The sequence below is a fragment of the Sphingopyxis sp. DBS4 genome (assembly GCF_024628865.1).
In the GTDB taxonomy this organism is placed as follows: Bacteria; Pseudomonadota; Alphaproteobacteria; order Sphingomonadales; family Sphingomonadaceae; genus Sphingopyxis.
In genome coordinates this window covers 814,154-840,095 of record NZ_CP102384.1, presented here as the reverse complement: position 1 = coordinate 840,095, position 25,942 = coordinate 814,154, and the positions used below count along the sequence as shown (strand labels likewise).

Below are 25,942 nucleotides of genomic sequence, written 5' to 3'. Positions count from 1 at the left end.
ATCACCCCTCGTGATGATCCGCAATGAAACGATCGAGCAGGCGCACGCCGTAACCCGTCGCACCCTTGCCATAGACCGGGCCGTCCTTGTCGGCCCACGCCATGCCCGCGATGTCGAGATGCGCCCAGGCGACGCCTTCGTTCACATAGCGCTTGAGGAACTGCGCCGCGGTGATCGAGCCGCCTTCGCGCGGGCCGATATTCTTCATGTCGGCGATCGGACTGTCGATCAACTTGTCGTAAGCGGGCGACAGCGGGAAGCGCCACAGCTTGTTGCCGCTCGCCTCGCCCGCCTCGAGCAGGTTCGCCGCGAGTGCTTCGTCGTTCGTGAACATCCCCGCATATTCGTGGCCGAGCGAAATCACCATCGCCCCGGTCAGGGTCGCGAGATCGACGACGACCTTGGGATCATAGGCCTTCTGCGCCCAGGCGATCGCGTCGCACAGGACAAGCCGGCCCTCGGCGTCGGTGTTGAGCACTTCGACCGTCTGCCCCGACATCGTCGTGACGATGTCGCCGGGGCGCATCGCATTGCCGTCGGGCATATTCTCGACGAGGCCGACGACGCCGACGACATTCGCCTTCGCCTTGCGTCCGGCGATCGCCTTGATCGCGCCCGCGACTGCGCCCGCGCCGCCCATGTCCCACTTCATCATGTCCATGCCCGGTCCGGGTTTCAGGCTGATGCCGCCGGTGTCGAAGGTGACGCCCTTGCCGACGAAGACCACCGGCGCCTCGCCCGGATTGCCGCCGTTCCAGCGCATCGCGAGCAGCCGCGGCGGGCGGGTCGAGCCCTGCGCGACGCCGAGCAGCGCGCCCATGCCGAGCGCCTTCATCTGCCGCTCGTCGAGCACTTCCAGTTCGACGCCGAGGTCGGTCAGATGCTGGCAGCGTTCGACGAACGTCTCGGGATAGAGGATGTTCGGCGGCTCGGCGACGAGCGTCTGGGTCAGCGCGACGCCGTCGGCGACCGCCGAATAGCGGCCCCAACGCGCCGACAGGTCGCCCGCCGGCGACGCGATCACGATCGTCTTCAGGCTCGGTTTCGCCGTATCGGCCAGCCGGGTGCGATAGGTGTCGAGGCGCCAGTCGCGCAGCCGCGCGCCCATCGCGAAGGCGAGGACGTCATCCTCGTCGCTCTGCCCCGCGCTCGCGAAGTCGACATGGACCGCCGCCACGCCGCTCGTCTGCAGCCTGGCCGTCAGCGCCGCGCCGCCGCGTTCGAGGTCGTGCGTCGTGCCGTCGCCGATTCCGACCAGCAGCAGCCGCTTCGCCTGCTCGCCGTCGAGCGCCGCGGTCTCCGCGACCGCGCCCGCCGCGCCCTCGAACCGCGCCTGCGCCGCCGCCGCGCCGAGCAGCGCGCCGAGCTTGGCGGCCTCGCCCTTGCGGACCGGAAAAGCGACAACGTCGGCAGACGCATCGATTTGCGCGACAAACTGGATGTCCATGCCTTAACTTTCTCATGCGATGATTGATTGGAACGTGCCGGACCGATAGGGGTTTCGCCTGCGAGTTGCAAAACAAAGCAGCCGGCCCGGCACGGGTGGACACTAGATAAGGCGTGGGACAAATATATCAAATGAGCTGGGCTTTGTTCCATCGGTCCTCCCGCGCACAGCCGCTCTGGCTTGCGACCGCGAGCGGCGTCGCCCTCATGGCGTGCCCGGTCGCCGCGCAGCAGACAGCCGAACCGCCCGTCGTGCAGGCACCGCAGGACCAGCCCGATCTTCAGGACCGTGACGTCCCGGCCGATACGGTCGACGCTCCCGCGCCCAAGTCCGACGAACAGATCGGTTTCGCCGCCGACAACCTCAACTACGATAATGAGACCGACATCGTCGTGGCCGAGGGCAATGTCGAGATGAAGCGCGACACGGTCGAGATGCGCGCCGACAAGGTGACCTGGAACCGCAAGACCGGCGAGGTCGTCGCCGAGGGCGATGTCGCGCTAAAGAATCCCGAGGGCGACACCGCCTATGGCGACCGCATCGTCCTGACCGACACGCTGCGCGACGGGGTGGTCGAGAATATGCTCGTCGTGCTCGATAACGGCGCGCGCCTCGCGGCGGTGAAGGGCACGCGCTTCGACAACGGCAATATCGAGCTGGAGAACGCCGCCTACACCCCCTGCCCCGTCGAGGACGGGTCGGGCTGTCCCAAGAAACCGAGCTGGCAGATCCGTGCCGTCCGCGTGATCTATGACCGCGGCAAGAACAAGGTGCGCTACAAGGGGGCGCGGGTCGAGATTTTCGGCCTGCCGCTGATTCCGCTGCCGGGGCTCAGCCATCCCGCGAACAGCGAGGCGGGCAGCGGGCTGCTCGTTCCCGAAATCCGTCTCGACCGCACCAACGGCTTCGAGATCGCGATGCCTTATTATCTGCGCCTCGCGCCCGACCGCGACATCACGATCACGCCGCATCTCTACACCGGATCGGTGCCGATGATCGAAGGCGAGTTTCGCGCGCTCACCGACATCGGCTCGTTCCGCATCAACGGCTATGCGACCCACAGCTCGGTCGTTCCGGTATCGGGGCAGGTGATCGACCCCAACCGCCAATTCCGCGGCTATCTGGAAAGCGCGGGCAAATTCCAGTTCGATCCGCGGTGGAGCCTGTCCTATTCGGGCCGCATCACGACCGACCGCACCTTCATGCGCCGTTACGATATCAGCCGCGACGACCGGCTGCGCTCGACCTTCGAGCTCGAACGGATCGGCGGACAGAGCTATTTGTCGATCGCGGGCTGGGCGACCCAGACGCTGCGACGCAACGACGTGCAGGGCCAGCAGCCGATCGCGCTGCCGATCATCGACTATCGCCAGCGGCTCGCCGACCCGCTGCTCGGCGGACAGATCGAATTGCAGCTCAACACGCTGGCGATCGCCCGCACCGCAGGGCAGGACACGCAGCGCGCCTTTGCCGGCGCGACCTGGAATCTGCGCGGCCTGACCGGCCTCGGCCAGGAGGTCGTGCTGACCGCGATGGTGCGCGGCGACGTCTATCACAGCGATGAAAATCTGCTGACCGCGATCCCCGGCTATCGCGGCAAATCGGGCTGGGAAGGCCGCGGCATCGCGGCGGTCGCCGCCGACATGCGCTGGCCTTTCGTCGGCGAATTTCTGGGCGGCACCCAGACGCTGACTCCGCGCGTCCAGATCGTCGCCACCCCCAGTCTCAAGAACCTCGATATCCCCAACGAGGATTCGCGCGCCTTCGACCTCGAGGACAGCAATCTGTTCGCGATCAACCGCTTCAACGGCTACGACCGCTTCGAGGACGGCGCGCGCATCACCTATGGCCTCGAATGGAATTTCAGCCGGCCGGGCCTCAACATCAACAGCATCATCGGCCAAAGCTATCGTCTGTCGGACAAGCCCAGCCTGTTTCCCGACGGCACCGGCCTCACCGACCGCACGTCGGACATCGTCGGCCGCACCACCATCGCCTACAAGGATTTCCTGCGGCTGACGCACCGTTTCCGGCTCGACAAGGATAATCTGGCGGTGCGGCGGAACGAGATCGATGCGATGATCGGCAGCCGCTCGACCTATGCCGTGCTCGGCTATTCGCGGCTCAACCGCGACATCCTGCTGCTCGGCGAGGATCTGCAGGATCGCGAGGAAGTGCGCGCCGGCGGCCGCGTCGCTTTTGCAAAGAACTGGTCGATCTTCGGATCGGCGATCGTCGACCTGACGCGCAAGAGCGACGATCCGCTGGGCGTCGCCGACGGCTTCGACCCGATTCGCCACCGCCTGGGCCTCGCCTATGACGACGAATGTCTGTCGATCGCGCTGACCTGGCGTCGCGACTATATCGACACCGGCGACGCGCGCCGCGGCAACAGCTTCTCGTTCCGCATCGCCTTCCGCAATCTGGGGTTCTAACGAGGGCGGCTTCCCGCGCCGGCATCGGCATTGCTTGGCCGCTCAGCTTCCATTCAGCGTCGCGAAGCTAGATCGAACCCCAGTTATGGCATGCTGGCGCGGATTGCGCTGGACCATCGGGCGTGTCCGCTGATACGGAGCGTGCCGGTATTTCTCGAATAGGATGGCAATGACCAAATTTTCGACCATGATCGGGCTGATCACCGTGGCGGCCGTGGGTGTGACGCCGGTGCTGGGCCAGACCGTCCCCGACACCGAAGTTCCAACGACGAGCCTGAATATCCCGGGCAACGTCAAGCTTTACGGCGACGACAAGCCGAACGTCTATCGCCCCTCGGCGACGGTGAACGGCGAGATCATCACCGCGACCGACATCGAACAGCGCATGGCGCTGATCCGCATCGCGAACAGCAATGTCGACCTGCCGGAAGATGAATTGCAGCGGTTGCGCCAGCAGGTGTTCAGCAACCTGATCGACGAGAAATTGCAGATTCAGGAAGCCAAGGCCGCGAAGATCGAGATCGACGAGAATGTCATCAACGAGCAATTCGCCCGCCTGGCCGCGCGCTTCAAGCAGACCCCCGAGGAATTTTCTCAATATCTCGAATCGAAAGGATCGGCCGCCGCGGCCGTGAAGCAGCAGATTCGCGGTGAATATGCCTGGGACCGCCTGCTGTCGCGCAACATCCAGTCGACGACCAACGTGTCGACCGAGGAAGTCGATTCGATCGTCAAGCAGATGAACGAGGCCAAAGGGCAGGACGAATTCCACCTCGGCGAAATCTATCTGTCGGCGACGCCCGAAAATGCCGCCGCGGTCGCCGAGAACGCGCGCAAGATCATCCAGGCGCTCCAGGCCGGCGGCAGCTTTGCCGCCTATGCCCGCCAATTCTCCGAAGCGTCGACCGCGGTCGTCGGCGGCGACCTCGGCTGGGTTCGCGGCGGCCAGTTGCCCGCCTCGATGGCGAACGCAGCGCAGGAGATGGGGCCGGGCCAGCTCGTCGGCCCCCTCGAGGTGCCGGGCGGCATATCGATCCTGCTGATGATCGACCGGCGTCAGGTGCTGACCGCCGATCCGCGCGACGCGGTGCTCAGCCTGAAGCAGGTCTCGCTCGACTTCGCACCGGGCACGAGCGAAACGCAGGCAGCCGCGCTTGCGAGCAAATTCGCCGAAGCGACGCGCGGCATCGCCGGGTGCGGCGGCGCGGACAGCGTCGCGGCCTCGCTGGGCGCGCATGTCGTCGCGCGCGACAATATCGCGATGCGCGCGCTGCCGCCGCAGTTGCAGTCGACCCTCGCGACGATGCAGGTCGGCCAGACGACGCAGCCCTTCGGCGCGGCGAACGAAGGCATCAGCGTATTGGTGCTGTGCGGCCGCGAGATGCCGAACAGCGTCGCCGAACCCGATCGCGCCCAGATCGAGGAGAAAATCCTCGAGGACAAGGTGAACAAGCGGGCCCAGCGCTATCTGCGCGATCTCCGGCGCGACGCGGTGATCGAATATAGCTGATGCCTGATATCGACGAGCGACGGCCGATCGCGGTCACCATGGGTGACCCGGCCGGCGTCGGCCCCGAAGTCGCCGCGCGGGCCTGGGCCGCGCGGCGCGAGCATGATTTGCCGCCTTTCGTCGCCATCGGCGACATCGCCGCGATCGAGGCCGTTTGGGACGGCCCCGTGGCGCGCGTCGGCGACATGGAGCAGGTGGTGCGGGCGTTCGGCACCGCCCTTCCCGTCTGGCATCTCGAGGACAGCGGTGCCTTGACCCCCGGGCACCCGACCCCGGCCGGCGCGACCTGCGCGCTGCACGCGCTCGAAACCGGGATCGGCCTGACCCGTACCGGTGCGAGCGACGCGTTGGTCACAGGGTCGGTGTCGAAACATGCGCTGCACGGCATCGGCTATACCCATCCCGGCCAGACCGAATTCATCGCAGAGCGCTGCGGCGTCACCGCGACCAATGCGGTGATGATGCTCGCCGGGCCGGCGCTGCGCGTCGTGCCGCTGACCGTCCACATTCCGCTTGCCGAAGTGCCCGAGCGGCTGACCGCCGACCTGATCGTCGCCAAGGCGCGCATCGTCGCGCGCGGCCTGTCGCGCGATTTCGGCATCGCCGCCCCGCGCCTCGCAATCGCGGGCCTCAATCCGCACGCGGGCGAGAGCGGCCGGCTCGGCGACGAGGAAATCCGCATCATCGCGCCCGCGGTCGCGCAGCTCGCCGACGAGGGCGTCGCCATCGACGGACCGCTTGCCGCCGACGCTCTGTTCGCCCCCGGCATCCGCGAGCAATATGACGCGATCCTCTGCGGCTATCACGATCAGGCGCTGGCGCCGTTCAAGGCGCTGCATTTTCACGACGGGGTCAATCTGACCCTGGGGCTGCCGATCATCCGCACCTCGCCCGACCATGGCACGGCGTTCGACATCGCGGGCACCGGCCGCGCCGATCCGCGTCCGACCATTGCCGCGATCGCGATGGCGGCGCGCATGGCGACCGCCCGCGAGCGCAGCAGCGCGCCGGCGAAGTGACCGCCGCGCCCAATCGTCCGCTCCCGCCGCTGCGCGAGACGGTGCGCGCGCATGGCCTGTCGGCGAGCAAGGCGCTGGGGCAGAATTTCCTGTTCGACGAGCAATTGCTCGATCGCATCGCGGCGCTGCCCGGCAACCTCGACGGCCAGACGGTGTTCGAGGTCGGCCCCGGCCCCGGCGGCCTGACGCGCGCGCTGCTCCGCGCGGGCGCGCAGGTGATCGCGGTCGAGCGCGACGACCGCTGCCTGCCCCTGCTCGGCGAGCTTGGCGAAGCGTTCGACGGGCGGCTGACGGTGATCCCCGACGATGCGATGGCGATCGACGCCGATGCGCTCGCGGGCCGGCCCTATCATATCGTCGCGAACCTGCCCTATAATGTCGGGACCGCGCTGTTCACGCGCTGGCTCGAGCCGAAAAGCTGGCCGCCGCTCTGGAAATCGCTGACTTTGATGTTCCAGCAGGAGGTCGCCGAACGCATCGTCGCGCCGGTGGGAAGCAACGCCTATGGCCGGCTCGCGGTGCTCGCCCAATGGCGCTCGAGCGCGAAAATCGCGATGAAGGTCCACCGCTCGGCCTTCACCCCGCCGCCGAAGGTGATGTCGGCGATCGTCCATGTAACGCCCGTCGAAGAACCCGAAGGCGTCGATCCGCGCATCCTGTCGAAGCTCACCGAAAAAGGCTTCGGCCAGCGGCGCAAGATGCTGCGGCAGAGCCTCAAAGGCATGGCGGGGGCGGTCGAGGCGCTCGACGTGCTCGGCATCGCCCCGACCCGCCGCGCCGAGACGGTCAGCGTGGCGGAATGGGTCGCGCTGGCACGCGCGCTGAGCGGGTCGGCGACCGCCTGATCTCGGCATGGCGGGATCCTGCGTAATCACAGGTCAGCGTCAGCACCCCGCCCGGGTAGCTCATCGTCAGCCGCTGATCCGCCGTTAATTAGTGCACTGTCACCGTAATTCCGTAATTCTGTCTGTCACCGTAATTCATTTAATTAGAGAGTTTCGTTTCTATTACTGTGATTACTTATCATTATCTCGCCACACACACCACATCTATCAAACACCTGAGAGGAAACCGGTAATCGCGTCCCAATGATCCGCTTATCCCAGAGCGGGGTTGAGCAGTTCTGGCAGTGATATAAACCTAAGGAAAAGACTATTGGAAAGGTCGCGATCGCGGACCAGATTGAATGCAGCATGACAAATTCACACAACGAGAGAAGCGGCATTATCTGGGCAATAACGAGATGAATTTTCGTGATCAGAACTTTCACGCTCAACAACCCGATTCATATAAGGTTGAATTACGGAATTATGGTGACAGGTTCAACAATCCCTTATTTCATTAATTAGGGAATTATGCACCTGTCACCGTAATTCTAATTACATATAGTCTTAAATGTGTCATCCGTGAGATTGTCGTTTGTAGCCGACGCCATAGGGATAATGTCTATATTTAAATTGGCAGACTTATTTTCTTCATCTATATTATATAATTCAAAAGATATTAAAATACCACGAAGCGATGATTTTAGAAAATATGAATGTGGAGCACATTTTTTGACTTCAGAGAACCAGAAAAAAGCTGGAGTAAACTGGAGAGATTCTCCATAAATTCCGAGCATGGTGTATTCATTCTCTCTGCTAAAATCTTTCACATAGCAGCTAAGATCAGAAACTGGGTCAGTTCCCTTGCGCGAAGCAAATTTCTCGCGACTCTCGTCGTCGAGAGAGTAGCAAGATATTTCCAGCACCTGCTTACCGTCACGATTCGATACCGGAAAATGGACCTCATATCCTTCTCTGGCAAAGCTTGCCTTCGATGAGAAATGCGATTCCTCAATTTGATCGGCTAAAGAGCTCGAAGTTCCAGCGCAAGAAGCCAAAATTACGACAAAGACTATAATTCGAAACGGATTCCTCATTCTATCGCGTTCCTGTCTGAGTGGTCCCATCCGGGCAACCCAATGGACTATCGATCGGGATTGCTAATATTATAGAAGTGGCTTGAGCGATATCTACTATTGTTGACGGCCCTTCCGCATGCCCCGTAATCAGTTCAATATACAATGCTCCGTTCGCCCTATTAAGCAAAACACCTTGCGGGTCAGGACCCAAGTCCGTATTTCCTGCAGTATCATCAAGACTAGAAAACCTCTGCCCTCCGCCAGTTACGCCACCCACTAATGCTCCTTGACTACGAAGCATTGGTCCTGCTGTATGCGTTCCAGTCCATTGGCTCGGAATAATCCCTGCTGCGCCAGATCGGATCGGACGCAACATTCCTCCTCGCCGTCCGACATGCTTTGGATTGCCCGCATAGACTAGCGCACTGCCAGTGCAAATCTTGTACTTTGGCTTACCATTCTTCGCTCCTCCTCCGCCGTCATTCCGATTTGCATAGTCGACGATGATGTCGATTGCTTTAAATATGTTGCGAACTGGAAACCAGAAACCGCCCCCATTTACAACGATCGGTGGGCATTGGACACCGCCTGTCGCCTCACCTGTGTTTTCATCGCACAGCCCCGTCGGATCGATCCCATTCACCGGATCGGAGCCGACATAATTATACCAGTTCATGCCATCGGCGTAACCGATGGGATCGGTCTGCAGGAACCGCCCCAGCGTCGGCGAGTAGATGCGCGCCTTGTAATACCACATGCCTAGCTCGGGGAGCCACGTCTGACCGGTGTAGCCGAACCGCCCGATGTTGCCGGGGGCCGGGATGCCGTACTCGTCATAGGCGTTGATATGGATGGTAGCACCCGATGAGTCGGTAACGCTGACGACGGAGCCCCGCTCGTCGGCCATCAGGAACCGCCGCGTCGTGTTGCTGACGGTGCTGCCCTCGTACCAGACGATCGGCTCGTCGACGCCGGGGCCATGGACGTAGCGCCGCTGCACTGCGTTCGATCCGTTATACTCGCCGATCAGGTCGGCGCCGTCGTAGAGGAACCGCGTTGTCACACCGCCGCCCACCGTCTGGTACAGGCGCCCTAACGGGTCGTAGCCGAGGGTTGCGCTCGACGGACCCGTCTTGAGCAGGTTCTCGCTCGTGTAGGTAAAGGCGTTCGTTCCGTCATTGGTGAGGTTGCCGCGCCCGTCATAGGTGAACGCCGTCGAGCCGATGTTCATGATCCGGTTGAGCCCGTTTATCGTGTAGCTGCGGTCGACATTGTAATGCGCCTGCCACGCATAGGCGTCGTTGCTCCGGCTCACGCTCGCGATCTGGTCCGCCGGGTTGTAGGTGAACGTCTGCGTCAGGTCGTGCGTCGTCGCGGCTCCGCCGAGATTGTTCGTCAGCGTCGACAGCCGCGACGCCGCGTCATAGGCGAAGCTCTGCACGCTGCCGTTGCCATAGGTCACGCTCGTCCGCCGCCCGAGGTCGTCATAGGCATAAGACGCCAGCACCCCCACGCCCGAGGTCGCCCCATTCTCGCGGATTTTCGTGACGTTCCCCACCGGGTCGTAATCATAGGTCAGCGTCAGCACCCCGCCCGGATAGCTCATCGTCAGACGCCGGCCCGCCGCGTCGTAGGTGTAGCCGGTCGTCCCCAGCGGCCCCGTCTGGCTCGTCAGCCGCCCCAGCGCGTCCTGCACGAAGCTCAACGTCTGCGTCCCCTGCACCGCCCCCGTCGCGCGGCTCAGCAGGTCGTAGCTGTAGCTCGTGTCGGGTTCGGTTCCCGGCAGATCCTTCGCCGTCACCCGTCCCAGCGCGTCGTAGGTATAGCCGATGCTCGTCCCGTCGCGCAGCCGCCGCTGCGTCACGCTACTCCGCGCGTCGTAGCCGAGCTGCTCGTAATCGCTCGCATTGCTGCTGTTCGCCCCCTGCGTCGTCACCGGATAGCGCGTCTGCGACAGGCGGTCGAAACCGTCGTAGATATAGGTCGTGCGGTTGTTCTCCCCGTCGATGACATAGCTGAGCTGCCCGTTCGCGGTATAGGCGCTGGTCACGGCGTTCGCCGCCTCCGCCGTTCCCACCGCCGTCTCGACCTTCGTCACCTGCCCCGCATCGTCGTAGCTCGTCCGCGTGATCCGGTCGGCGCCCGCGCTGCCCGTCGTCCCCGCGGTGCAGGCGCTCGCGGGCAGCGACGCGAAGACCGCCGGGTTCATCCGCACCGCCGCGCAGCCGAGACGCCCCAGCGCGTCATAGCTATATTGCGTCAGCCCATAGGTCGTGCTGCCCGATACCAGCTTGCTGACGCTCGGCCGGTGGTTCGAATCATAGGTGACATTCTGCTGATAGCTGAGCGCGAAGGCGGCCCAGTCGGTGTCCGACGTCCCCGCCACCGTGCCATAGTCGGTCCCGACCACCGCGCCGCGCGGCGCATAGCGATAACGGATCGCGCTGCGCAGCCGCGGCCCCGCCCCGTCGGGATCGGGCGCGATGATGCCGACCAGCCGGTTGTTCGCATTGTAGCGATAGGTGACCGTGTCCGCGCTGCCCGCCAGCGGCCCGTCGATCGTCAGCAGATTGCCGCGCGCGTCATAGCTCATCGTCGAGGTCGCGCTGACGCTGCCGTTGCCCGCCGCGTCGGTGATCGAGGTTATGTTGCCGTTCGTGTCATAGGCCATGACCGTCCTGACCTCGTCGGCCGTCCCCGCGCAGCTCGCCGTCGTGCGGCACTGCGAGATGCCCGTCACCTTGTAGGCGCCGCCGACCTGCGTGTAGCTGTAGCGGATCTGCGGCGAAACGCCGCCGACCGCGGGCCCGGTGACGCTCGTCACCCCGCCGTGCGTCGCGTCATAGGCATAGCTGGTGACCTTGCCCAGCGGGTCGGTGACGCTGGTCGGCTTGTTGCACGTCAGCGGGTTCGAGCAGGTCGCGGGGAAGGCGGCGGTGCTGACGATGTCGGCGAGGCCCGATCCCGGCTTTGCGACCAGCCGCGTCTCGGTGATGTTGCCGCGACCGTCATAGGTGTATTTGATATAATTGCCCTCGGGGAAGGTCTTGCGCGTCATCCGTCCGGCCGTGTCATAGGTATAGCTGACGGTGTCGCCATTCTCGTCGGTGACCGACGCCGGGCGGTCGACGCCCGTCGCGTGGACGATCACCCGCGTCTTGCCGTCGGGATCGGTGATCGTCGTCCGGCGGATGCCGCCCACGACCGTCTCCGCATAGCTGCGCGTCACGCCGTTCTTGGTCGCGGATATGACCGAGCCGCCGCTGCTCGTCGTGTCGAGCGACGGGGTGGTGTCGCCGGGCTGCTGGACGCTGCCATCGGTCACCGTCGTCACCTCGCCCGACGGGTCGGTTACTTCGGTGACGCCGGTCGACGGGGTCGCATAGCTCACCGTCGATTGCGGCACCGTCGTACTGACCGCGGTGTTGTAGAATTTAGCCGCGGTGCGCGTGAGCCACGATGCGGGCGGCGGCGCGCTTCCCGAACCGTGCGGGAAAAGGCCGCTGCCCACATAAGCGAACTTGATCTGATAGCCATAGCTGTTGGTGACCATCCACAGCCGTTTGCCGTAGACGGTGGTCGGCGTCGTCCCCTGCGGCACCCCCGGATAGCTGTAGCGCCCGAACATCAGCGTGACCGTCCGGCCGCCGGGCGCGGTGATCGTGGTCGGCAGCAGCTCGCAGCTCAGCGCCGTGCCTTCGGAACCGCAGAAATTGGTGATGACCCCGTCCGAACTTCCCGGCGCATTCTGGTCGGTGAAGGTCACCGACGTGCCGTCGGGGTGGCGGTAGGTATAGCTGTTGGTGCTGTCGGCGGTCAGCGTCGCGCCGTTGGCTTTGGAGGCAACGCCGTTGACGAACGTGTCGGCGGTCCCGTCGGCCAGGCCGATGCGGATGGTCGTCGTCGTTCCGCTCCGCGTCAGGATGAAATAATAGCCGTCCCACTGCGTCGGCGCGAACTGGTTGTTCTGGCGTGTCAGGGAGAGCTTTGCGTCGCCCGAGCCGATCGACGCCTCGGGCACGTCGAGGACGAGGTCGCCGGTGATCACGTCGACCCCGTTCGCGTCGAGATTGCGGAACGCGGGCGACGCCTGCGCCAGCGCCGCCTGCGGCCCGCAGGCCCCGGCCAGCAGCAGCAGCGCGGCCGCCGCGCGCGCGAGCCAGTCGCCGATCCGCCAGCAGCCGGTCCGTCCCCCGGCCCGCTTCCCGATCCCGCCGTCGCCCCGATTTCGCATCCGCTTCCCCCTTTGCCGAAAAACCCCGTCGCGTTCGATCAGGGCGGCGGATTGGGCGAATTGGTTACCTTCAGCCGGGTGCGGTTGTCGGCCTTGTCGTGCGTATATTCGACGGTGACATTATTGTTCACCGTGCCGGTGCGAACCACCTTCACCAGCCGGCCCCTGGCATCATAGCTGTAGGTGACGGTTTCGGTGGCAAGAGCCGGGACCGCGGCCGAAACGGCAATGGCCACCGCACAAGTCATGATTTTCGATGATCTCATCGTCGTCTCCCCAACGACTCATTGGGATCAGCGAAGGCTGGACCCGCCCTTCAGCTTCGTCAACATGCAGAAATATGCACATTAGATGCTTTGCAGCCGTGCATCGGAAAGACGCGCAGATTCCTTCCCAATGGATTTCGTCATCGCGGCGGTGGGCTTCGACATTGATCGTCCAGCGCACCGGCTCCCTGGCTGCGCCCGCCTTCGCGGGAAGGACGAAAAAGGCCGCTACCGCCGGCTCACGAAGGAAGAGCGGCGTAGAGCTCGCCCGCACGCGCTTCGAACGCCGCGATCATCTTGCGGAGCGCCTTGTCGAACATCTGCCCGGCGAGCGTTTCGAAGACGCGGCTGCGGAATGCGAAATCGACCATGAAATCGACCCGGCACCCTCCGCCCGCCAGCGGCGCGAAATGCCATTCGTTGCTGAGATGCTTCATCGGGCCGTCGATATAGCTGACCGTCACCGCGCGCGGCCGTTCCTTGTGGACGCGGCACGAGAAGCTTTCGCGCAGCCCCTTGAAGCCGACGATCATGTCCGCGACCGCCTCATGCTCGCTGTCGCTGCGGAGGCGGAGCGCGACGACCCACGGCAGGAATTCGGGATAGCGCGCGATGTCGGTAACGAGCGCGAACATCTGTTCGTCGCTGTAGGGAAGCTCGCGCGTTTCGTGGTGCCGCGGCAATCAGCCCACCCTGGCGCGGGCGAGTTGCTCCTCGCGCGCGACGCGCATCCGCTCGAAGTCGTCGCCGGCGTGATAGCTCGACCGCGTCAGCGGCGACGAGGCGACCTGCAGGAAGCCCTTGGCACGCGCGATCTGCGCATAGGCGTCGAACGCCTTGGGGGTCACGAATTCGGCGACCTTGGCATGGCGCGGCGTCGGCTGCAGATATTGGCCCATCGTCATGAAATCGATGTCGGCGCTGCGCATGTCGTCCATCACCTGATGCACCTCCATCCGTTCTTCGCCAAGGCCGAGCATGATGCCCGACTTGGTGAAGATCGACGGATCGCGGCGCTTGACGCTTTCGAGCAGGCGCAGCGACGCATAATAGCGCGCGCCGGGGCGGATCGTCGGATAGAGCCGCGGCACCGTCTCCAGATTATGATTATAGACGTCGGGCCGCGCGTCGACGATCGCCGCGACCGCGCTTTCGGGCTTGTTGCGGAAATCGGGGGTCAATATCTCGATCGTCGTCTTCGGCGTTTCGCGGCGCAGCGCCTCGATCACCTTGACGAACTGGCTCGCGCCGCCGTCGGGCAGGTCGTCGCGGTCGACCGAGGTGATGACGATGTGCGTCAGCCCCATCTTCGCCGCCGCCGCCGCGGTATGCTCGGGCTCCAGCAGGTCGACGGGGCGCGGCATCCCCGTCTTGACGTTGCAGAAGGCGCAGGCACGCGTGCAGGTGTCGCCGAGGATCATCACCGTCGCATGCTTTTTCGTCCAGCATTCGCCGATGTTCGGGCACGCCGCTTCCTCGCACACGGTGTGCAGGCCAAGGTCGCGCATCAGCCGTTTCGTCTCGGCGTAGCCGGGGCTGGTGGGCGCCTTGACGCGAATCCAGTCGGGCTTGCGAGGGCGCTGAAGAGGCTGGGGCGGCTGTGCGGGAGCGTTCATCGCGTCCACATAGTCGCGCGCGCGCCTCTTCTCAACCTCTCAACCTATGCTAAGGGGCGTCCATGACTCGCTTTGCAGAATTGATCGAAGGCTACCGGCGTTTCCGTAACGGCGGCTGGCAGGAACAGCGCGACCGCTGGGAACAGCTTGCCGAGGGGCAATCGCCCAAGGTGATGGTGATCGCCTGTTCGGACAGCCGATCCGAACCGTCGCAGATATTCGATACCAATCCGGGCGAGATTTTCGTCGTCCGCAACGTCGGCGCGCTGGTGCCGCCGTTCGAGACCAATCCCGGCCGCCACGGCGTCTCCGCCGCGCTCGAATTCGCGGTCCAGTTCCTGAAGGTCGAGGAAATTGTCGTCATGGGTCACGGCATGTGCGGCGGCTGTCACGCGGCGCTCCACCGGACGATGGAGGGTGCCGAGCCCGGACGCGGCGGCTTCATCGCCCACTGGATCGAGATGCTCGACGATGCGAGCGCCGAAATCCGCGCGCGCTATCCCGATTACGACAACCGCGAGGCAGGCCGCGCGATGGAAATGGCGGCGGTGCGGGTCAGCCTGGCGAACCTGCGCACCTTCCCCTGCATCCAGGAAAAGGAGCGGAAGGGAACGCTTCGCCTGCGCGGTGCATTCTTTGCGATCAACGATGGCGTCCTGCATGTGATGGACGAGGAAACGGGGGTCTTTGCCCCCGCCTGACAGGGGAAAGACGATGAGCAAGAATGCCATGTGGCTGACGATCATTTTCGCAGCCGCGATTTTCGGTGCGTTTCTGGGGCCTTCGCTTGCCAGCGTCCTTTCGCTGGAAACCATGCTGATCCTGGCCGTGGTGCTGATCGGCGGGATCATCATCTTCTGCATCTGGGCGCTGTCGAGCAACAAGGGCGGCCAGAAGGCCGAAACCGCGGCGCTTGCCGAAGCGCGCGCGATGCAGGCACCCGCGGGCAAGGCGCGCCTCTACATCACCCGCCGCGGCTTCGTCGCCGCGCTGCAGGGGATGGACGTGACGCTTGATGGCGTGGCGAAAGGCCAGATCAAGTCGGGCCAGATGCTGATGGCCGATGTCGAGCCTGGCACGCACCACCTCCACGTCTCGACCGCCAAGGCCAAGCTCGCGAAGCCTGCCGAGATCGAGGTGGATGTCGGTGCCGGCGGCGTGGTCGTGATCGACGCGATGATCGAGATGGGCGCGCTCAAGGGCAGCGTGAAGCTGACGCGCCTCGATACGGCGAAAGCGCGCGAGAACGTCAACGCGACCAAGCTGATCCTGTGGGAAGTGCCGGGCGCCTGAGGCGGCTCGAAACCGCAGCGACATTCCGGCGGCCGGTAGCCGACTGGCTCGGCGCGGGGAGCGGAGGTTCTTTTCTTTCGTCATTCCCGCGAAAGCGGGAACCCGGAGCGTGCGTCGGCTGACCCGCATTCCCGAATTGCGCATGACGTTACGCAGTTTTCCGCCCTTTCTCTTCGACTCGCGGCGCCACTTTCCGTAAACGTAAAGTGATTGCGCCCGGCGCTCCGACAGGTTAACCCTGCCCCATGTTTTTCGGCTTCCTCGACGAGCTTCGCGCCGCTGGCATTCCCGCCAGCCTGAAAGAACATCTGCTATTGCTGGAGGCGCTCGACCGCGAGGTCATCGACCGCAGTCCCGAGCAATTCTATTATCTGTCCCGCGCCATCTATGTGAAGGACGAGGGGCTGCTCGATCGCTTCGATCAGGTGTTCAACAAGGTTTTCAAGGGCCTGCTTACCGATTACGGCCAGAACCCCGTCGATGTCCCCGAGGAATGGTTGAAGGCGGTCGCCGAGAAATATCTGACTCCCGAGGAGATGGAGGCGATCAAGTCGCTCGGCGACTGGGACGAGATCATGGAGACGCTGAAGAAGCGGCTCGAGGAACAGCAGAAGCGCCACCAGGGCGGCAACAAATGGGTCGGCACCGGCGGCACGAGCCCTTACGGCAATTCGGGCTATAATCCCGAGGGGGTGCGGATCGGCGGCGAGAGCAAGCACAAGCGCGCGCTGAAAGTCTGGGAAAAGCGCGAGTTCGCCAATCTCGACAACACCAAGGAGCTCGGCACCCGCAACATCAAGATCGCGCTCCGCCGTCTGCGCAAGTTCGCGCGCGAGGGGGCGGCCGACGAGCTCGATATTCCCGGCACGATCGACGGCACCGCGCGGCAGGGCTGGCTCGATATCCATATGCGCCCCGAACGGCGCAACGCCGTGAAACTGCTGCTGTTCCTCGACGTCGGCGGATCGATGGACCCCTTCATCAAGCTGTGCGAGGAATTGTTCAGCGCCGCGACGAGCGAATTCAAGAATCTCGAATTCTTCTATTTCCACAATTGTCCCTATGAAGGGGTGTGGAAGGACAACAAGCGCCGCTGGTCCGAACGCCACCAGATGTGGGACATCCTCCACAAATACGGCCATGACTATAAGCTGATCTTCGTCGGCGATGCGTCGATGAGCGCCTATGAAATCACCCATCCGGGCGGCAGCGTCGAGCATTTCAACGAGGAATCGGGCGCTGTCTGGATTCAGCGCATGACGCATGTCTATCCCGCCGCGGTGTGGCTGAACCCGGTGCCCGAGGCACATTGGGGCTACACCCAGTCGGTGAAGCTCATCAAACAGCTCATGAGCGACCGCATGTATCCGCTGAGCCTTGCCGGGCTCGACGATGCGATGCGCGAGTTGACGCGGAAACATTGATCTGCACTTCCGTCATCCCGGCGAAGGCCGGGATCTCACCGGAGCATTATTGCGCGAGGTCGAGATCCCGGCCTTCGCCGGGATGACGATTTCTCTGGCCGCAATCATGCGCTAAGGCGCGAGGATGATAGACCTCCCCCTCGTCACCATCCTTCTCCTCACCGGCTTCATCAACCTGATCGGCGCGCTCGCCTATGCCGCGCGCATCGCGGGGGTGCGGACGCGGCGGATCGCGATGTCCTTTGCGCTGTTCAACATCCTCGTACTCTTCTCGCGCACCTCGAACAGCTTTCTCGGCCCCTTCCTCGCCAAGCGGATCGAAACGCGCATCCACGACGGATCGGGCGCATCGCTGTTCATCGACATGCAGTTCGTCCTCGCCGCCGCAAGCGTCGCGACCTTGATCGGCATCCTGCTCGTCCCCACCGGGCAGCGCATGTTCGCCGCCGCGATCGGCTGGTATCAGGACAATCGCTCGACGACGAAGCTCGCGCTGAAGGCCGCAAGCCCCGCCGGGTTGCGCACCCTGCGCCAGTCGCTTCGTTTCCCCAGCCTCGCGCATCTCAAAGGGTGGCACATGCCGCAAGGGATCGGCTGGGGCGTGCTGATCGCCAATTGCCTTGCGCAGTCGCTGCTCGCGGTCGGCGTCGTCGCGTCGCTCTACGCCGGTTATCTCGCGCCCGAATTCCGGGTCACCGCGTCGCAGCTTTCGGCGCTGATCAACGGCTTCGCGACGATCCTGCTGTTCGCCTTCATCGACCCGCAACTGTCGGTGATGACCGACGATGCGGTCGAGGGCAAAGTCGACGAGGGCGATTTCCGCCGCGCGATCACCTTCATCTCGCTGAGCCGTCTTGCCGGAACGGTGCTCGCACAGGCGCTGCTGCTCCCCGCGGCAACGCTGATCGCCTATGTCTCCGTGCACGTCTGAGGCGCCGCGCAGCCACAGCCGCTTCCACGCCGTCCGCGCCCGCCTCGAAGCGATGGCCGTCGAGCCGGGACCGCGCGGCTGGTTCCTCGAATTTATCGTCTTCGGGTTCAAGCAAGGCTGGGCGTGCCTGTTCGGCGGCCTGATGCTCGCGCTGCTGCTGGGTACGCATCTTTTCTGGCCCGAAAGCGCGCCGATCCACCGCTACGACGCGATCACTATCGGGGCAGTGCTGATCCAGCTCGCCATGCTCGCCTTCCGGCTCGAAACGCCGAAGGAAGCCATCGTCATCCTGATCTTCCACATCGTCGGCACGGTGATGGAGCTCTTCAAGACCGCCGCGGGATCGTGGCAATATCCCGAGGGCAGCCTGCTCCACATCGGCGCGGTGCCGCTGTTCTCGGGCTTCATGTATGCCGCGGTCGGCAGTTACATCGCGCGCGTCTGGCGCATCTTCGATTTCCGCTACACGCGTTACCCGCCGCTCTGGACGAGTTACGTCCTCGCCGCCGCCATCTATGTCAATTTTTTCGCGCACCACTGGCTGCCCGACATCCGCTGGCTGCTGTTCGCGGCGACCGCCCTGCTCTTCTGGCGCTGCCAGGTGTGGTTCCGTCCGCTCCACGTCCACCGCCGCATGCCGTTGCTCGTTGGCTGGGGCCTCGTCGCGCTGTTCATCTGGTTCGCGGAGAATATCGGCACTTTTGCCCGCGCCTGGACCTATCCCAGCCAGAAGGACGGTTGGCACATGGTCGGGGTCGAGAAGCTTGGAAGCTGGTATCTGCTGATGATCATCAGCTTCGTTCTGGTGAGCCTGGTTCAGCGCCCGAAAGCGCCCGATCAGCCAAAGGGCTGATCGATAGAGGGCGGCGGCTCGCTGAACCACTCCGGCCTGCTGTCGGTCATGTAAAAGCAATCCTCGATGCGGATGCCGAATTCGCCGGGGATGTAGATGCCCGGCTCGTTCGAAAAGCACATGCCGGGTGCCAGCTTCATCGTCTCGCCGCGCACCAGATTGACCGGCTCGTGCCCGTCGAGCCCGATGCCGTGCCCGGTGCGATGCGAGGTGCCGGGAAGCCGGTAACCCGGCCCCCAACCGAGATTCTGGTAAAAGGCGCGCACCGCATCATCGACGCTGCCCGCCGGCGTGCCGATCTTCGCGGCGGCGAAGGCGACATCCTGCCCCTTGCGCATCTCGTCCCACACTTGCCGCTGGCGCGGGCTCGGCTTGCCGTAAACGAAGGTCCGCGAAATGTCGGACTGATAGCCGTGCACCGTCGCGCCGCAGTCCATCAGCACGACCTCGCCGTCGCGCACCGCCTGCGGCTTGCCGCTGCCATGCGGATAGGCGCTCGCCTCGCCGAGCAGGATCAGCTCGAACTCGCTCGCACCGCCGAGCGCCACCGTCGCGGCACGCATGATCGCGCCGATATCGGCGGGCGTCATCCCCGCCTCGATCCGCGGCGCGGTGTGGCGATAGGCGGCGACGGTGATGTCGTTCGCGACCTGCATCAGCGCGATCTCGGCCGCCGACTTGTGCATCCGGCACCCGCGCACCACCGGCGCACCGTTGACGACGCCTGCACCCGGCATCGCCTTCTGCAGCCCGTCGACAGCGAAATAGCGCACCGTCTCCTCGACCCCGATCCGTCCCTTGGCGAGGCCGCGCTTGCCGAGCCAGACCGCGATCGCCGCGAGCGGATTCTCGTCCTCGTTCCAGGTCAGCACCTCGGCCGGCACGCCCAGCGTCTCGCGCACCGACGGCTCCTCGAAGAAGGGCGTGACGATCGCCACCTCGCCCTCGCGCGTCAGCACCGCGGCGGTCAGCCGCTCGCTCCGCCACCATTCAACCCCGGTGAAATAGATGAGGCTCGACCCCGGCTCGATCAGCAGCGCGCCGATGTCGTTTGCGCGCATGAGATCCTTCGCCTTGGCGATCCGCGCCATGCGCTCGTCGGTCCCGATCGGGACCGCCTTGGCGGCGAGGTTGGGCAGGTCCGCCGTGTCGGCGGCAAGAACCGATGCCGGCAAACTCGCGGCCAGTCCGCCGAGCGTCGCCGTTCCGAGAAACTGCCGTCGATCCATCGCCATCCCTCTCCTCAATAAATGAGCAAATCCGCAATCTCCTCGCGCCACGCCGCCTCGTCGGGCAGCGCGAGCGCGTCGAGGTCACCCGGCGCCGCGCCCGCATCGTCGACCCATTCACGCAAGTCCGGCCCGCCGTTGATCACGTCGATCGCGAGCACGTCGTCGGTATATTCATATTTGAAATCCTTGCCGCGCCAGATCGGATAATCGGAATAGAGGCTGCGGATCGCCTTGAACCCCAGCGCCTGCACGCGCCACGGCCGGAAGGCCGCAGGATCGTACCAAGGCCCCTCGGCATGAACATGAACGCCGCTGTTGAGCTGCCCGACATGCTTGTGAAAAGTCGGCTGGAACCAGATATCGCGCAGCTTGCACCCGGCGAGCCATTCGGGCGCGAGCCGGTGCATTTCGGCGATCACCGCCTTCGCATCGATATCGGGCGCGCCGAACAGTTCGAGCGGGCGCGTCGTCCCCCGCCCCTCGCTCAGCGTCGCGCCCTCGACCATCACCGTCCCGGCATAGGCGCGGGCCATGTTGACGTTCGCCGCATTGGGGCTGGGGTTGATCCAGATGCGGTCGGTGGGCCAGCCGAAGCCGGGGCCGTCGGGCTCCCAGCCCTCCATCCCGATCACGCGGTACTCGACGTCGAGCCCGAAATGACGGATGAACCAGTGTCCCATCTCGCCCATCGTCAGCCCGTGGCGCATCGCCATCGGTCCCGCGCCGACGAAACTCTCCCACCCCGCGCGCAGCAGCGTGCCTTCGACCGGGCGCCCCGCCGGGTTCGGCCGGTCGAGCACCCACACCGCCTTGCCGTGCGCCGCCGCGGCTTCGAGAATGTAGAGCAGGGTCGTCACGTAAGTGTATATGCGGCAACCCAAATCCTGCAGATCGACCAGCATCACGTCGAACGTATGCATCGACTGGCCGCTCGGCCGCCGCACCTCGCCATAGAGGCTGAACACCGGCATGCCATAGGTCGCATCGGTGAAGTCGGGCGACTCCATCATATTGTCCTGAAGGTCGCCGCGCACGCCATGCTGCGGCCCGAACACCGCGGTGATGTCGATCCCCGCCGCGACAAGCGCGTCGAGGCTGTGCGTCAGGTCGGCGGTGACCGAGGCGGGATGCGCGAGCAGCGCGACGCGCTTTCCCTCCAGCGGCGCGCGAAGCGCGGGGTCGGCGAGCAGGCGGTCGATGCCGAAGGAAACAGTCATGCCGCGTCGGGTGCCCCAAGCGTCACCCTAAAGCAATCGGGATGATGAAAGTCGGGTTTTCCGGGCGGATGGCAAAGCGCCCAATAGCTTTTGGTGCCGTCGACTTCCTCGATCACCGCCGACAGCGCGAGCTTCGAGCCCTTGTCGGGGAAAATCCCCGGCTCGATGCGCAGCGCATAGCGATCGGCGCTCCGCTCGGCCTCCATGCGCCAAGGGGCGAGCGGATCGGCGCGCAGCAGCGAACGGTAATCGTCGAACTGGTAACAGGCCCAGCGCCCGTCGGGCGCATAGTTGAACTCGGTATAGTCGGGCTGGCCTTCCTCGGTCAGGAACGCCTCGAAGCAGGTGCTTTGCCAGAGCCCGTCGGCCCCGCCGTCGGCGATGACCAGCTCCCCCTCCCCCTGCGGCAGCACGACCGCGCCAATCTCTCCATCGATAATGAAGCGAAGCGCGAAGCCATCGTCGAACGACAGCCCGATCTCGACCGCGATCGACCGTACCGCTTTTGCGGGCGTGTCGGGGTGGCAGAGGAGGGCAATGCGTGAGTTGCTTTCGGGGTCGGACACTCACTCTCTCCGTTTGTCCTGGGCTTGTTGCAGAACATGGTTCTTCGTCACCCCGGACTTGATCCGGGGTCCCGCTGTCCTTCTTGAGTAAGCGGGACCCCGGATCAAGTCCGGGGTGACGATGATGAAGATATGAACAGGTTGGGTTTGCGCCTTTCGCGTGCTAAGCGCCCGCCCGCTATGACCCATTACAAATCCGACCTGCTGCGCCTGCTCGACGAGCGAGGCTATATCCATCAGATGACCGATGCGGAAGGGCTCGATGCGCTCGCCGCGAAGCAGGTCGTCCCGGGATATATCGGTTTCGACGCGACCGCGCCGAGCCTGCACGTCGGCAGCCTCGTCCAGATCATGATGCTGCGCCGCCTGCAACAGACGGGGCACAAACCCGTCGTGCTGATGGGTGGCGGCACGACGCGGATCGGCGACCCGACCGGCCGCGACGAAAGCCGCAAGATGCTGTCGGACGAGACGATCGCCGCGAACATCGCCTCGATCCGCACGATCTTCGAACCCTTCCTGACCTTCGGCGACGGCTCGACCGACGCGGTGATGGTCGACAATCAGGACTGGCTCGGCAAGCTCGGCTATATCGAACTGCTTCAGGAAGTCGGCACCCATTTCACGATCAACCGCATGCTGACCTTCGATTCGGTCAAGTTGCGGCTCGAGCGCGAACAGCCAATGACCTTCCTCGAATTCAATTACATGATCCTGCAGGGATATGACTTCCGCTATCTCTCGAAGGAACGCGGGGTGCGGCTCCAGATGGGCGGGTCGGACCAGTGGGGCAATATCGTCAACGGGATGGAACTGGGACGCCGGATGGACGGGGCCGAGCTTTACGGGCTGACGACTCCGCTGCTCACCACCGCCGCGGGCGCCAAAATGGGCAAGACCGCGGCGGGCGCCGTGTGGCTCAATTCGGGACAGCTGCCCCATTTCGATTATTGGCAATATTGGCGCAACTGCGACGACCGCGATGTCGGCAAGTTCCTGAAGCTGTTCACCGACCTGCCGATGGACGAGATCGCGCGGCTGGAAGCACTCGAAGGCGCCGAGATCAACGAGGCGAAGAAGATCCTCGCCAACGAAGCGACCGCGCTCTGCCGTGGCGCCGAAGCGGCGAAGACTGCTGCCGATACCGCCGCGCAAACCTTTGAAAAGGGACAGATCGGCGGTGACCTGCCGCACGTTGCGGCGCCGGCGGACGGCATCACCATCGTCGACGCCTTGCGCGAGCTCGGCTTCGCGACGTCGAACAAGGAAGCGCGGCGCAAGCTCGACGAGGGCGCGGTCAAGGTCGAAGGGGTCGTGGTCCGCGATCCGCAGCATCGAATCCAGCCTGCGGGCGCCGACGTTCCGGTCAGCCTGGGGGCGAAGAAACACGGCCTCGTGACCCGCTGATGCGGCGAAGCGCATTTACCGATTCTTCAGCAATGGCGTAGAACGATCCATGGCAAACGACAAAGGTCCGGGACGTATGCGTAAGATCGATACCAACAAGGCCCATTATGTCGGCCTCGACCAGCGGATTGCACCGCGCAGCGACGTCTATTGCCGTCTGCCCTTCGTGCTGCCCGACGGGCGCCAGGAAATGTGTACCTGCGTCAACATCAGCGCCGACGGCATGCTGATGCGTTACGAGCGCGGGCTGGAGATCGGCGACCTCGTCGTCTTCCGCATGCCGATCATCGGCCGCACCGCGGCGAAAGTGATCTGGTCGCTCGGCGGCAAGACCGGCGTCCAGTTCGAAAAATCGATCGCCGCCGAAGATTATCTGCCGATGATCCGGGCGATGGGCGCGCGCGGGGACGTCAACTAACCGCTCCGCAGCAGCGGCACCGCTGCGTCGCGCTCGAAGAGGTAGAGGCAGAGCCGCACCGCCTCGCCGCGCACGCCCTCCATGCCGCCGTCGCGCTCGACGAACAGCCGTGCATCGTCGTGGGCAACCGGCAGCAGCCGCACCAGTTGCTCGGGCGTCGCGACGCGGTAATCGGCGTCGCCCGACTGCTTGAGCCCGAGCAGTTCGCCGCCGCCGCGCAGTTCGAGATCCTTCTCCGCGATCAGGAAACCGTCGTTCGTCTCACGCATCAGCGCCAGCCGCTCGCGCGCGGTTTCGGACAGATTGGGCGAGCGCAGCAGCAGGCACACCGATTTCGCCGCCCCGCGCCCGACGCGGCCGCGAAGCTGGTGGAGCTGCGCGAGCCCGAAATTCTCGGCATGTTCGACGATCATCAGGCTGGCGGCAGGCACATCGACCCCGACCTCGATCACCGTCGTCGCGACGAGGACGCCGATCTCGCCCGCCTGAAAGCGCGCCATCACGTCGTCCTTCTCGGGCCCCTTCATGCGGCCGTGGACAAGCCCGACGCGCGCCTCGCCAAGCCGCGCGCGGAGCAGCGTCGCGCGTTCCTCTGCCGCCGCGAGATCGCTTCCTTCGCTCTCGGCGACGAGCGGGCACACCCAATAAGCCTGCGCGCCGGTCGCCAGATGGCGGTCGAGCGAGGCCACCACTTCATCGAGCCGCTCGACCGACACGACGCGCGTATCGACCGGAGTGCGGCCGGGCGGCATTTCGTCGAGGCGGGAGACGTCCATCTCGCCATGATTGGCGAGCAGCAGCGTGCGCGGGATCGGGGTCGCGGTCATCACCAGCAGGTGCGGCGGGCGCTGCCCCTTCGCGGTCAGCATCAGCCGCTGCGCGACGCCGAAGCGATGCTGTTCGTCGACGACGACGAGCGACAGATCCTTGTAGGTCACCGCCTGCTGGAAAATGGCGTGGGTGCCGACGAGAATGTCGATGCTGCCGTCGGCAAGCCCCATCAGCGTCGACTCGCGCGCCTTGCCCTTGTCGCGCCCGGTCAGGATCGCGAGATTGACCGGCAATCCGCCCAGCATCCGTTGCAGCGTCGCAAAATGCTGGCGCGCGAGGATTTCGGTCGGCGCAAGCAGCGCCGCCTGCGTTCCCGCCTCGACCGCGGTCAGCATTGCGCGCAGCGCGACGAGCGTCTTGCCCGACCCGACGTCGCCCTGCAGCATCCGCAGCATCGGCCGGTCCTGCGCCATGTCGCCCGCGATCTCGCGCCCGACGCGCTCCTGCGCATTGGTCAGGCCGAACGGCAGTTGCAGCGCATCGATCAACCGGCCGTTGCCGGCGATCGGGCGGCCCTTGCGCGCGCGCAGCCCTTCGCGGATCAGCATCAGCGCGACCTGACTCGCGAAAATCTCGTCATAGGCGAGCCGGTCGCGTGCCGCCTCGTCGCGCGGGCTCGCGTGCGCGCGCTCGACCGCCTCGCGCCACGCCGGCCAGCCGCGGCTGGCGAGCAAAGGCGCATCGATCCACTCCGCAAGGTCGGGTCGCCGTTCGAGCGCGACCTGCCCCAGCTGCGACAGCCGCGCGTTGGTCAGGCCCTCGGTCAGCGGATAGACCGGCTCGTGCACCGCGATTCCCGCCTCGTCGCCCGACTCGGCGACATGGTCGGGGTGGACGATCTGGCGCATATCGCCATAGAGGTCGAGCCGCCCCGATACGCGGCGCTTCTCGCCGAGCGGGAACAGCTTGCGCGCGAGCCCGGAGGTGCGCCCGAAATAGACGAGCCGGACATGGTCGCCCGCCTGATCGAACGCTTCGACCCCGAAGGGCGCGCGCGGGCTGCGGCCGGGGCGGTAATCCTGCGCGGTCAGCTCGACGATGATCGTCTGCCCTGCCTGCGCCTGATCGAGCCGGTCCACGGGCACGCGCGAGATGAGGCCGGTCGGCAGATGGAACAGCACATCGACCACGCGCTCCAGCCCCAGCCGGGTCAGCGGCTTGGCAAGCTGCGGCCCGACGCCCTTGAGGTCGGTCAGCGCGGCAAAGAGCGGGTTGAGGATTTCGGGTCGCATGGCTAGGGCGTGTCTAGCCTCGTCTTTCCGTTCGTGTCGAGCGAAGGAAACCCAACCTCTCTTCCGTTTGTGCTGAGCTTGTCGAAGCACCGTCCTTATTTCCGGCGG

21 protein-coding genes are annotated in these 25,942 nt (G+C 64.7%); 11 read left to right on the top strand and 10 right to left on the bottom strand.

Annotated elements, in window-relative coordinates; genetic code table 11:
• Nucleotide 1 precedes the first annotated feature (1 nt).
• Nucleotides 2-1,447 carry a leucyl aminopeptidase gene (locus NP825_RS03845; RefSeq protein WP_257548585.1) on the bottom strand — a complete coding sequence of 482 codons (1,446 nt, stop codon included), beginning with the start codon at nt 1,445-1,447 and terminating at the stop codon, nt 2-4.
• Nucleotides 1,448-1,578: 131 nt separating this feature from the next.
• On the opposite strand from NP825_RS03845, the gene NP825_RS03840 reads away from it, so the two are divergent.
• The 4 genes from NP825_RS03840 (at nt 1,579) to rsmA (ending at nt 7,256) form a co-directional block, all read left to right on the top strand.
• Nucleotides 1,579-3,882, top strand: a complete 2,304-nt coding sequence (locus NP825_RS03840) for an LPS-assembly protein LptD (RefSeq protein WP_257548584.1) — start codon at nt 1,579-1,581, stop codon at nt 3,880-3,882.
• Nucleotides 3,883-4,051: 169 nt separating this feature from the next.
• Entirely contained in the window at nt 4,052-5,392 is a 1,341-nt protein-coding gene (locus tag NP825_RS03835) for a peptidylprolyl isomerase (protein WP_257548583.1), read from the top strand.
• Nucleotides 5,392-6,411, top strand: coding sequence for a 4-hydroxythreonine-4-phosphate dehydrogenase PdxA (gene pdxA, locus NP825_RS03830; RefSeq protein WP_257548582.1), 1,020 nt, complete (start codon nt 5,392-5,394; stop codon nt 6,409-6,411). Before NP825_RS03835 ends, pdxA begins: the two co-directional genes overlap by 1 nt.
• Nucleotides 6,408-7,256: a 16S rRNA (adenine(1518)-N(6)/adenine(1519)-N(6))-dimethyltransferase RsmA gene (rsmA, locus tag NP825_RS03825; RefSeq protein WP_257548581.1), complete on the top strand. Its 849-nt coding sequence runs from the start codon at nt 6,408-6,410 to the stop codon at nt 7,254-7,256. The genes pdxA and rsmA overlap by 4 nt, the downstream gene beginning before the upstream one ends.
• Before the next feature lie 530 nt (nt 7,257-7,786).
• Here rsmA and NP825_RS03820 read toward each other — a convergent pair.
• The 5 genes from NP825_RS03820 to lipA all read right to left on the bottom strand — a co-directional run bounded on the left by NP825_RS03820 (nt 7,787) and on the right by lipA (nt 14,430).
• Nucleotides 7,787-8,332, bottom strand: a complete 546-nt coding sequence (locus tag NP825_RS03820) for a hypothetical protein (RefSeq protein ID WP_257548580.1) — start codon at nt 8,330-8,332, stop codon at nt 7,787-7,789.
• Nucleotide 8,333: 1 nt separating this feature from the next.
• Nucleotides 8,334-12,548 (bottom strand): RHS repeat domain-containing protein, encoded by a 4,215-nt coding sequence (locus NP825_RS03815; RefSeq protein WP_257548579.1) that lies wholly within the window; start codon nt 12,546-12,548, stop codon nt 8,334-8,336.
• 38 nt (nt 12,549-12,586) lie between these two features.
• On the bottom strand, nt 12,587-12,814 hold the full coding sequence (locus NP825_RS03810; protein ID WP_257548576.1) for a hypothetical protein: 228 nt from the start codon (nt 12,812-12,814) through the stop codon (nt 12,587-12,589).
• A 239-nt stretch (nt 12,815-13,053) separates the two neighbouring features.
• Nucleotides 13,054-13,497: a type II toxin-antitoxin system RatA family toxin gene (locus tag NP825_RS03805; protein WP_257548574.1), complete on the bottom strand. Its 444-nt coding sequence runs from the start codon at nt 13,495-13,497 to the stop codon at nt 13,054-13,056.
• A complete protein-coding gene (gene lipA / locus NP825_RS03800) occupies nt 13,498-14,430 on the bottom strand; it encodes a lipoyl synthase (protein ID WP_257548572.1) in 933 nt (310 codons plus the stop codon).
• Nucleotides 14,431-14,492: 62 nt separating this feature from the next.
• Between lipA and NP825_RS03795 the strand changes: the two genes are divergently transcribed.
• The 5 genes from NP825_RS03795 to NP825_RS03775 all read left to right on the top strand — a co-directional run bounded on the left by NP825_RS03795 (nt 14,493) and on the right by NP825_RS03775 (nt 18,931).
• Entirely contained in the window at nt 14,493-15,131 is a 639-nt protein-coding gene (locus NP825_RS03795; RefSeq protein WP_257548569.1) for a carbonic anhydrase, read from the top strand.
• Between the two features lie 13 nt (nt 15,132-15,144).
• Nucleotides 15,145-15,723 carry a DUF2846 domain-containing protein gene (locus NP825_RS03790; protein ID WP_257548567.1) on the top strand — a complete coding sequence of 193 codons (579 nt, stop codon included), beginning with the start codon at nt 15,145-15,147 and terminating at the stop codon, nt 15,721-15,723.
• 245 nt (nt 15,724-15,968) lie between these two features.
• Complete coding sequence (locus tag NP825_RS03785; protein WP_257548565.1) at nt 15,969-17,147, top strand: VWA domain-containing protein; 1,179 nt, start codon at nt 15,969-15,971, stop codon at nt 17,145-17,147.
• Between the two features lie 124 nt (nt 17,148-17,271).
• Nucleotides 17,272-18,078 (top strand): lipid II flippase Amj family protein, encoded by an 807-nt coding sequence (locus NP825_RS03780; RefSeq protein ID WP_257548563.1) that lies wholly within the window; start codon nt 17,272-17,274, stop codon nt 18,076-18,078.
• A complete protein-coding gene (locus NP825_RS03775; RefSeq protein WP_257548561.1) occupies nt 18,059-18,931 on the top strand; it encodes a DUF817 domain-containing protein in 873 nt (290 codons plus the stop codon). The genes NP825_RS03780 and NP825_RS03775 overlap by 20 nt, the downstream gene beginning before the upstream one ends.
• On the opposite strand, the gene NP825_RS03770 is transcribed toward NP825_RS03775, so the two are convergent.
• The 3 genes from NP825_RS03770 to NP825_RS03760 are packed head-to-tail and all read right to left on the bottom strand — an operon-like array spanning nt 18,916 to nt 21,946.
• Nucleotides 18,916-20,166 (bottom strand): Xaa-Pro peptidase family protein, encoded by a 1,251-nt coding sequence (locus NP825_RS03770; protein ID WP_257548559.1) that lies wholly within the window; start codon nt 20,164-20,166, stop codon nt 18,916-18,918. The two genes, NP825_RS03775 and NP825_RS03770, sit on opposite strands and share 16 nt — an antisense overlap.
• Before the next feature lie 8 nt (nt 20,167-20,174).
• Nucleotides 20,175-21,380 (bottom strand): DUF1343 domain-containing protein, encoded by a 1,206-nt coding sequence (locus NP825_RS03765; protein ID WP_257548557.1) that lies wholly within the window; start codon nt 21,378-21,380, stop codon nt 20,175-20,177.
• The gene (locus NP825_RS03760; protein ID WP_257548555.1) at nt 21,377-21,946 is read right to left on the bottom strand and encodes a DOMON-like domain-containing protein; all 570 of its coding nucleotides are present in this window, start codon (nt 21,944-21,946) and stop codon (nt 21,377-21,379) included. The genes NP825_RS03765 and NP825_RS03760 overlap by 4 nt, the downstream gene beginning before the upstream one ends.
• 180 nt (nt 21,947-22,126) lie before the next feature.
• On the opposite strand from NP825_RS03760, the gene tyrS reads away from it, so the two are divergent.
• On the top strand, nt 22,127-23,353 hold the full coding sequence (gene tyrS, locus NP825_RS03755; RefSeq protein WP_257548553.1) for a tyrosine--tRNA ligase: 1,227 nt from the start codon (nt 22,127-22,129) through the stop codon (nt 23,351-23,353).
• Between the two features lie 76 nt (nt 23,354-23,429).
• Complete coding sequence (locus tag NP825_RS03750) at nt 23,430-23,771, top strand: PilZ domain-containing protein (RefSeq protein ID WP_257548544.1); 342 nt, start codon at nt 23,430-23,432, stop codon at nt 23,769-23,771.
• Here NP825_RS03750 and recG read toward each other — a convergent pair.
• Nucleotides 23,768-25,834: an ATP-dependent DNA helicase RecG gene (gene recG, locus NP825_RS03745; RefSeq protein ID WP_257548542.1), complete on the bottom strand. Its 2,067-nt coding sequence runs from the start codon at nt 25,832-25,834 to the stop codon at nt 23,768-23,770. The two genes, NP825_RS03750 and recG, sit on opposite strands and share 4 nt — an antisense overlap.
• Between the last annotated feature and the right edge of the window lie 108 nt (nt 25,835-25,942).

Bases quoted from the DNA above. Each gene is read 5' to 3' on its own strand.
- NP825_RS03845 (WP_257548585.1), bottom strand. From the start codon at position 1,447: ATGGACATCCAGTTTGTCGCGCAAATCGATGCGTCTGCCGACGTTGTC.
- NP825_RS03765 (WP_257548557.1), bottom strand. From the start codon at position 21,380: ATGACTGTTTCCTTCGGCATCGACCGCCTGCTCGCCGACCCCGCGCTT.
- pdxA (WP_257548582.1), top strand. From the start codon at position 5,392: ATGCCTGATATCGACGAGCGACGGCCGATCGCGGTCACCATGGGTGAC.
- NP825_RS03835 (WP_257548583.1), top strand. From the start codon at position 4,052: ATGACCAAATTTTCGACCATGATCGGGCTGATCACCGTGGCGGCCGTG.
- NP825_RS03775 (WP_257548561.1), top strand. From the start codon at position 18,059: ATGTCTCCGTGCACGTCTGAGGCGCCGCGCAGCCACAGCCGCTTCCAC.
- NP825_RS03795 (WP_257548569.1), top strand. From the start codon at position 14,493: ATGACTCGCTTTGCAGAATTGATCGAAGGCTACCGGCGTTTCCGTAAC.
- NP825_RS03750 (WP_257548544.1), top strand. From the start codon at position 23,430: ATGCGTAAGATCGATACCAACAAGGCCCATTATGTCGGCCTCGACCAG.
- recG (WP_257548542.1), bottom strand. From the start codon at position 25,834: ATGCGACCCGAAATCCTCAACCCGCTCTTTGCCGCGCTGACCGACCTC.
- tyrS (WP_257548553.1), top strand. From the start codon at position 22,127: ATGACCCATTACAAATCCGACCTGCTGCGCCTGCTCGACGAGCGAGGC.
- NP825_RS03780 (WP_257548563.1), top strand. From the start codon at position 17,272: ATGATAGACCTCCCCCTCGTCACCATCCTTCTCCTCACCGGCTTCATC.
- lipA (WP_257548572.1), bottom strand. From the start codon at position 14,430: ATGAACGCTCCCGCACAGCCGCCCCAGCCTCTTCAGCGCCCTCGCAAG.
- NP825_RS03820 (WP_257548580.1), bottom strand. From the start codon at position 8,332: ATGAGGAATCCGTTTCGAATTATAGTCTTTGTCGTAATTTTGGCTTCT.
- NP825_RS03840 (WP_257548584.1), top strand. From the start codon at position 1,579: ATGAGCTGGGCTTTGTTCCATCGGTCCTCCCGCGCACAGCCGCTCTGG.
- NP825_RS03785 (WP_257548565.1), top strand. From the start codon at position 15,969: ATGTTTTTCGGCTTCCTCGACGAGCTTCGCGCCGCTGGCATTCCCGCC.
- NP825_RS03790 (WP_257548567.1), top strand. From the start codon at position 15,145: ATGAGCAAGAATGCCATGTGGCTGACGATCATTTTCGCAGCCGCGATT.
- NP825_RS03810 (WP_257548576.1), bottom strand. From the start codon at position 12,814: ATGAGATCATCGAAAATCATGACTTGTGCGGTGGCCATTGCCGTTTCG.
- NP825_RS03770 (WP_257548559.1), bottom strand. From the start codon at position 20,166: ATGGCGATGGATCGACGGCAGTTTCTCGGAACGGCGACGCTCGGCGGA.
- NP825_RS03815 (WP_257548579.1), bottom strand. From the start codon at position 12,548: ATGCGAAATCGGGGCGACGGCGGGATCGGGAAGCGGGCCGGGGGACGG.